8 protein-coding genes and 1 pseudogene are annotated in these 7,327 nt (G+C 37.8%); 7 read left to right on the top strand and 2 right to left on the bottom strand.

Annotated features, from left to right (window positions below):
* Positions 1 to 847: transposase (locus HPS53_RS05485; RefSeq protein WP_253942822.1), on the bottom strand; the 847-nt coding region annotated here is incomplete at its 3' end.
* Between the two features lie 51 nt (positions 848 to 898).
* Between HPS53_RS05485 and HPS53_RS05480 the strand changes: the two are divergent.
* A pseudogene (locus HPS53_RS05480) lies at positions 899 to 1,708 on the top strand (phage integrase SAM-like domain-containing protein); the annotation flags it as partial.
* A 409-nt stretch (positions 1,709 to 2,117) separates the two neighbouring features.
* Here HPS53_RS05480 and HPS53_RS12760 read toward each other — a convergent pair.
* Positions 2,118 to 2,228: a Fic family protein gene (locus HPS53_RS12760; RefSeq protein WP_371741783.1), complete on the bottom strand. Its 111-nt coding sequence runs from the start codon at positions 2,226 to 2,228 to the stop codon at positions 2,118 to 2,120.
* Between the two features lie 288 nt (positions 2,229 to 2,516).
* On the opposite strand from HPS53_RS12760, the gene HPS53_RS05475 reads away from it, so the two are divergent.
* The 6 genes from HPS53_RS05475 to HPS53_RS05450 are packed head-to-tail and all read left to right on the top strand — an operon-like array spanning position 2,517 to position 7,326.
* On the top strand, positions 2,517 to 2,744 hold the full coding sequence (locus HPS53_RS05475) for a helix-turn-helix transcriptional regulator (RefSeq protein ID WP_172204897.1): 228 nt from the start codon (positions 2,517 to 2,519) through the stop codon (positions 2,742 to 2,744).
* Positions 2,734 to 3,783 carry an adenine-specific methyltransferase EcoRI family protein gene (locus HPS53_RS05470; protein ID WP_172204895.1) on the top strand — a complete coding sequence of 350 codons (1,050 nt, stop codon included), beginning with the start codon at positions 2,734 to 2,736 and terminating at the stop codon, positions 3,781 to 3,783. Before HPS53_RS05475 ends, HPS53_RS05470 begins: the two co-directional genes overlap by 11 nt.
* A 5-nt stretch (positions 3,784 to 3,788) precedes the next feature.
* The gene (locus tag HPS53_RS05465) at positions 3,789 to 4,898 is read left to right on the top strand and encodes a DUF262 domain-containing protein (protein WP_172204893.1); all 1,110 of its coding nucleotides are present in this window, start codon (positions 3,789 to 3,791) and stop codon (positions 4,896 to 4,898) included.
* Between the two features lie 17 nt (positions 4,899 to 4,915).
* Complete coding sequence (locus tag HPS53_RS05460; protein ID WP_172204891.1) at positions 4,916 to 5,869, top strand: hypothetical protein; 954 nt, start codon at positions 4,916 to 4,918, stop codon at positions 5,867 to 5,869.
* A complete protein-coding gene (locus HPS53_RS05455; protein ID WP_172204889.1) occupies positions 5,856 to 6,311 on the top strand; it encodes a hypothetical protein in 456 nt (151 codons plus the stop codon). The genes HPS53_RS05460 and HPS53_RS05455 overlap by 14 nt, the downstream gene beginning before the upstream one ends.
* Positions 6,295 to 7,326 carry a nucleoid-associated protein gene (locus tag HPS53_RS05450; protein WP_172204887.1) on the top strand — a complete coding sequence of 344 codons (1,032 nt, stop codon included), beginning with the start codon at positions 6,295 to 6,297 and terminating at the stop codon, positions 7,324 to 7,326. The genes HPS53_RS05455 and HPS53_RS05450 overlap by 17 nt, the downstream gene beginning before the upstream one ends.
* The last annotated feature ends 1 nt before the right edge of the window (position 7,327 follow it).

Genomic DNA, 7,327 nt, shown 5'->3' with positions numbered 1-7,327 from the left:
GAATGGCGGCACGCTGTTTCTGCCTGCCGGTCCATTTCTCGGCTGATTTGAACAGGAGATACCGTGAGCGTATGAGCAGTTCTTTGCGGGTATCGCCATTGGGAAACCGGAACGGCACATAGTCCTCACCGTTCAGCTTGGCCTCTTCCATCTCGTCGTTTGCCTGCTGTATAGCTTCCCAACGGTGCTTGACCCGCAATTCCTGTACGGCGTCGCAGGCAAGCTTTTGGATGTGGAACCTGTCAATGACACGGCTCGCTTTTGGAAAAACCGACCGGACGATCTTGCGCATGGAATCAGACAGGTCGAGTGTGACCTCCTTCACTGCATGACGACGCTCATCATCAATGCGTTCCAGCACAGCGATGATATCTTCTGACTTTGTGCCTGCCACGATGGCAACCAGGGAGCGTTCACGTGTGCGGGCGTCACGGTTGGTCACAAACGTGTACAGTTCGCCGTTGGAGAGTGAGGACTCGTCGATTGCCAGCTTCGGACCGATATTCTCCGGAAACAGCAGCCATTTGTCGGCATGCCACAGTTGATCCCACTGCCGGAATCCGCTGGGCACTTCCTTATACCGCTTCTCGAACGTGTGGCGGGCAAGGTGGAAAGTGATAGGTTCTGCAAGGGAAAGCGAACAGGTAAAGATAAAACGTAAACCGTTTGAAATGAGCGGTATTTCACTATTCTGCCAAGTAGAGAAAATGCAAACGACAACGGAATATTGAGGTTGTTCAGTTACCAAACCGTTAGCCGGGCAGTTACCGAAACAGGAATAGGTAACGGCAGGCAATGAAAAGAAATCCTCACCGTTTTGTTTGCGCTCATACACAATGTTTTGCATATCAAGGAACGCTTATACGGCAAGTAATTTTGCACTAAAAAATATAAGCGTATGAAAGTAGAAAAATTCAAGGTGTTGCTCTACCTCAAAAAGAGCGGACTGGACAAATCGGGAAAGGCTCCCATCATGGGACGCATCACGGTAAACCACACAATGACACAGTTCGGATGTAAGCTGTCCTGCACTCCCGAATTATGGAATCCCCGTGAAAGCCGTCTGAACGGAAAGAGCAAAGAGGCGGTTGAAACCAACGCCAAGATTGAGAAACTGCTGCTTGCCATCAATTCCGCATTTGATTCTCTGTTGGAGCGCAAGCAGGAGTTTGACGCTACGGCAGTCAAGGACATGTTTCAGGGGAGCATGGATAAGCAGATGACCCTGTTGAAACAGTTTGACCGTATCAACGAGGACTTGAAATCGCGTATAGGCATCGACCGTGCCGAGGGGACATACTCCAAGTATTACTACACACGGCAGATTCTCGCAGGGTTCATCCGTGAGAGATTCAAGACGGAGGATGTCGCCTTCGGGCAACTTTACGAGCGGTTCATCTGGGATTTTCAGGACTATGTGCTCGATGAGAAGAAACAATCCCTGCAATCCGTGCGCCATTACCTTGCCCTTTTGAAGAAGGTATGCCGCATCGCCTACAAGGAGGGACATTCCGAACGCTATTTCTTCTGCAACTTCAAGCTGCCGAAACAGGAAATCAGCGCACTGAAGGCACTCACACGGGAGGAGTTTGTGAAAGTACGTGACGTGGAAATATCCGTGCGCCGCAGGCCCTCGCTTGCCCTCACCCGTGACCTGTTCCTGTTTGCCTCATTCACATTTGTTGCACTAACTAATGTATGCTTGATTATCAACAAATTGCAAACCAATAATAGAAGTATGGGTAATGGTTTAGAAACCACCTGCCTTCATCATTTTGCATGATTCCCAATCATTTCAAATAGCTCAATGCGAAGATAATATTATTTTGAGAATTAACCAAATTCTGATAATCAAAATCATACAAATTCAGTGAATTACCGGCTATGGTTGCTGAAATTTATTAATAGTGAAATGAATGCTCAATTTTACAAGTTATTCGGTATTGATGAAAAGAATCAACAGCATATACTGGAAGTTTTAGCTTAAAAGAGAGACATTCAGTAAATGTATTTAAAATCCGATAGACATAGGCCCAAGAAATACAGACTATAAAATTTCGCATCGGAATGAGGTTGCCATTCCGATGCGGTTATATTACGTTACGACTATAATAATTCTATTTGACTTTATTCGTCAGCCATTCCTTAGCCACTTCTGTTAGTCGGTATTGTTGTTTGGGGTGCTTCGGTTGATTTGGATAAAGCCGTTCAATCAATCCTTCTTGCAATGCTGGTTTAAGTCTTTAATATCGCATACATCCGCCATATTCCTCATTGTCATGTAAGAATCTTCCATTTTTTGAATGAGCAATTCTACTTGAGGGGTACTTAGGGGATGCTTAGGGGGTATTTGCCCTCCTCTGTTATCTTTTTATCCTCTTTATCATTCTCTATGATATTGGATTTGAAATCAGGTCGCTTGAACATTTATCTCAAATTCATATTTGTTTTTCCGAAATTATCACTACATTTGCAGATATGGTCAATTTATTGCTATTCTTTAAAATAAAACAAGCGTGGAAACAGAAAGAATAAATAGAATAAAAGTAGTATTGGTTGAACAAAATAGAACAGGGAAATGGTTAGCAGAACAACTCCAAAAGAATGAAGCTACTATTTCTCGTTGGTGTTCCAATACTTCACAACCATCATTAGAAATGCTTGTCAAGATTGCGAATGTACTGAAAATAGATGTACGAAAACTGATTAATCCAAATAACAACGAAGAACGATATGGCGAATAAGAATCTGAATAAGGCTAAAGAAGCGAAAAAGGACGAGTTTTATACGCAACTTGAAGATATAAACAACGAACTGAAGCATTACCGTGAACATTTCCGTGGTAAAACAGTATTGTGTAATTGTGATGACCCACGTGTCAGCAATTTCTTCACCTATTTTGCTTACAACTTTGAATTTCTTGGATTGAAAAAGTTGATTACCACTTGTTACAAAAATCAAGATATGGACTTGTTCAGTCAGAACAAAAGTGAGCAAGCTGTATATTTGGTTTATGAAGGAGACAAAAACGGAGACCATATACCGAATGCAGATGAGATAGGTGTAATGCCATTAAAGGGGGATGGCGATTTTAGAAGTAAAGAGTGTATAGAACTTCTAAAAGAAGCGGATATAGTTGTCACTAATCCTCCATTTTCTTTATTTAGAGAATATGTTGCACAACTCATTGAATATGATAAGAAGTTCTTGATTATCGGACATCAAAATGCTATCAAGTACAAAGAAATATTCCCTCTTATCCAGCAAAATAAACTTTGGCTTGGCTATGGTTTTAAAGGAGGGGCAGGTCATTTTATCTCCCATTACGAGGATAAAGCTACGGCTGGTGACCACCGTGAAGGTATGATACGTGTTTCTGGAGTAACATGGTTCACAAATTTAGAAACGCCTAAAAGACATGAGAATATCATTCTTTATAAAAAGTATTCTCCCGAGGAATACCCTAAATATGAGAATTATGATGCTATAGATATTTCCAAAACAGCAGAAATTCCATGTGATTATGATGGAAAGATGGGAGTACCTATTACTTTCATGGATAAATACAACCCCGATCAATTCGAGATAATCGGTAATACATGCGATACAGACTGGATAAGATCTGTGGGATTCAAAATAATGGGACAAGGTACAATTGACAAATTGAGATTACAAGGAAACAAAGCTCATGTTACAGCTAACATGAACTCACCATACATATTGAAAGATGGAATTGTAATCCTACCTTATGCTCGTATTATCATTCGTAAAATTAAAAAATAACAGTCATGAATATAGATCCGAAATCCATAAAGATAGTCGACCTTATTGAAGGTTATAGTAATGATGCCGATACTGGTGTTAGAGGGTATGGTGGAAAGTTGGATATTCGTCCACCATATCAACGTGAGTTCCGATATGATTTAAAACAACAGCAAGCTGTCATTGATACCATTTTAAAGGGATATCCACTCAATATCATGTATTGGAGCGTAGGTGAAAATGGGAACTACGAAATGATTGATGGGCAACAACGCACATTGTCTATATGCGAGTTTCTTACCCACGGTTTCAACATAGAGGATAAAGACCGTGGCACTCTCTATTTCTCAACACTGACAAATGAGGAAAAAGAGAAGTTCTTAAACTATGAACTTACGGTATATTTCTGTGAGGGGACGGATAAAGAAAAACTGGATTGGTTTAGAGTTATCAACATCGCCGGAGAGAAATTACTTGACCAGGAACTTCTTAACGCTGTTTATACAGGCCCGTTTGTGACAGATGCCCGCCGTTACTTTTCAAAAACCGGTTGTCCTGCATACAAACTCGGTGCAGACTTTTTGAACGGCACTGCCATTGAACAGGCATATCTTTCAACCATCCTTAAATGGGCGGCACGCCATGATAGTATTGCTAAGATAGATGATTATATGGCGCAACATCAGTTTGACCCGAATGCCAACAAGTTGTGGGCTTATTTCGTGTCTATCATCACATGGATACGCTCCACCTTTCCGAAATATCGCCGTGAGATGAAAGGCTTGGATTGGGGCACGATGTTCGATGAGTTTGGTGAAGGCGTTTATGATACAGATGTACTTGAAAAGCAAATCCACGACTTGATGGAGGACGATGAGATTATGAAAAAATCCGGCATCTACCGTTATGTATTGAGTGGTGACCTGCGCGACCTCAGTTTCCGCACTTTTGACAAAAAACAAAAGCGTGAGGCATACGAGCGGCAAAATGGTATCTGCGTACACTGTGGCAAACATTTTGAACTTGAAGAAATGGAGGCAGACCACATAACCCCTTGGAAAGAAGGTGGTACGACAGTAGCAGAGAATTGCCAAATGCTTTGTAAAAATTGTAATAGAGTTAAGGGAGGAAAATAATTATAAAATAAAGGACTATGGCAACAAAGAAAAACAAACGAGTAGAGGTTATATCTCCTAAAATTAAATGTTTGGGTTGTGAAATAACATTTGAGCAAATACTTAGTGATATAAATGGAAAAAGATTTCAAAATGAATTCAAAGATCATGAAATTAGATTAATGCCTACTACGCACCCCAATTGTAATGTTGGTATAGTCATGACTGGACAAAATAAAGATCTACCTCCAAAACGAAATAATCAAACAGGTGAATTCTCTCAATTGAACCTTGATGTCAATAAAGAGAAATTATCTTTTGGAAATATATTCCTTTACGACAGTAGAATTAACGTCTTTTTCTATGAATTAAATATGAACGGATGTTATCTTGATAAGTTAGCTGAAAATATCCAAACTTATTGGAATAATCATTATGATGACAAAATTGAATTGTCATTTCTTCCAGTTTCTCGAAAAGGAGAATACCAACGTTTGATAAGAATGAGATATTATAAGGAGTTCTATGTAGAATTAACCAACCCGACAGAAATTTTACAAGATTATAAGGATAGTACATCTAGTCTATTTTCCATGGCAAAGAGTTATATTTCAAAAGGAATGAAAAATAATTCCGATGTATTTGTTTTGAAATTTGCAACTTTTGGAAAACGATTAAACAAGCTAGGATTATCATCTAAAGTGATTTTGGAATTAGCAAAGTCATTTGGATTCCTACTTGCTGGAGAGCAACGGAAAAATGTAAAAAAGTTACAAGTAAAAGGCTATTTTGCAGACCCAAACGAACCTCAAACATTACAGCCAATAAATCTCGTAAGTGATGTCTTTACTGTATATATCAAATTAACGACCCAAACATTGCATTCTAATCTTCAAGAAACAGAGCGGAAAGAAGAAATAGAAAAACTATATTTAAAGCACTTACCTGAGCTTAATTATATTTTCAACAGAGAAGGCAATGAGAGTCATTGAGAAATATGTTCCACTTCTTTTAGGAGTTTGGGTTAGTTATCTATTTTTTAAACATGAGATTGTGAACTATTCTGACTGTAAGGAATTTATAAAACAATTTACAACAATTGGCACATGTGCTTTTGGATTCTTACTGACTTTATTTGGGTTAATTATTCAAAGTGATAGCGATATTATTACCGAAATTCGAAAAAGAAAAATTCCATATAAAAGATTTATTTTCTACAATAGAAAAGTAGTTTTTATCTCTCTTTTTTTAACCATCTACTCATATATTTTAGGCTATCTTGATTGGAATAGCTTACTTTCAAGCCATGACAAGATTCCTATAATTATGGTGTCTATTTTCTTTGGAGGATTCTGTTGGTTTCTAATTGAGGTTATCTATTTTCTCATAATATTCTATATTTTAATTCAAGATAAAAATGATACAATTCAATAATGCAGAAATTCAAGCAATAGCTTTACATAAGGTCGGGAATAAATATATTGACGAACCCTTAGTTTTATCAAAGAATCTTGTTGACACTGATGATTTAACTAAGGAAATCCTTTCAAGATATTTTTTGTCAAAGTTTAATTTCGTGGAACTTTATGTACTATCTCACCAAATTGATCTTAAATATAATGAAGTCTATTCCATTGCCGATAGAATATTCAAGAAAGGTTCTATTTGTATTTCAGATACAATAGATTTAGCAAAACATTTATATGAACAAAGTGTACACCCTAAAATAAAAGGTGGAGAGTTTTATATTGTATATTTTGAAGATTGCATTATTGATGAAAAAAGAGTAAATGCAATTGGGCTTTTTAAGTCAGAAAACAAAGATACATTCTTAAAAATATATCCTAAAGGAGATAGTTTTGAAATTGAAAGTGAAAAAGGTATCAATATCAACAGACTAGATAAAGGCTGTTTGATTTTCAATGTAGAAAAAGAAAAAGGTTATGTAGTTGCTATCGTAGATAACGTGAACAAAGGTTCAGAAGCCAAGTATTGGACAGAAGATTTTCTGCATATTCGGTCAAGAAAAGATAGCTTCAATCAAACACAAAACATGCTGTCTCTATGCAAGAGTTTCGTTTCTCAATTACCAAGTGATAATGGTAAAGTCGAAAAAGCAACATATATGAACAGAAGTGTGGAAGCTTTGAAAGAGGAATCTGTTAATGTAGAAACTTTTGCGGAACAGGTTTTTGAAACTCCAGAATTAGTTTCTGAGTTCAAACAGTATAAAGAAAGTTATCAGAAAGAGAGAGATATTGAAATTGACGATTCTTTTGCTACTGCATCTAATGCAATCAAACGTAGAGCTACAGGTACAATGACAACAATTAAGCTTGATAAGAACTTTGATATAAACATTCATGGCGGAGAGCAATATATAAAAAGAGGCTATGATGAGAAGCGAAAAATGCATTACTATCAGTTGTTTTTTAAAGAAGAAAAATAGG

Source organism: Prevotella sp. PTAC, from assembly GCF_013166535.1.
Classification (GTDB): Bacteria; Bacteroidota; Bacteroidia; order Bacteroidales; family Bacteroidaceae; genus Prevotella.
Note: the sequence above shows the minus strand (reverse complement) of the source record. Positions and strands in the feature narration are given on the sequence as shown.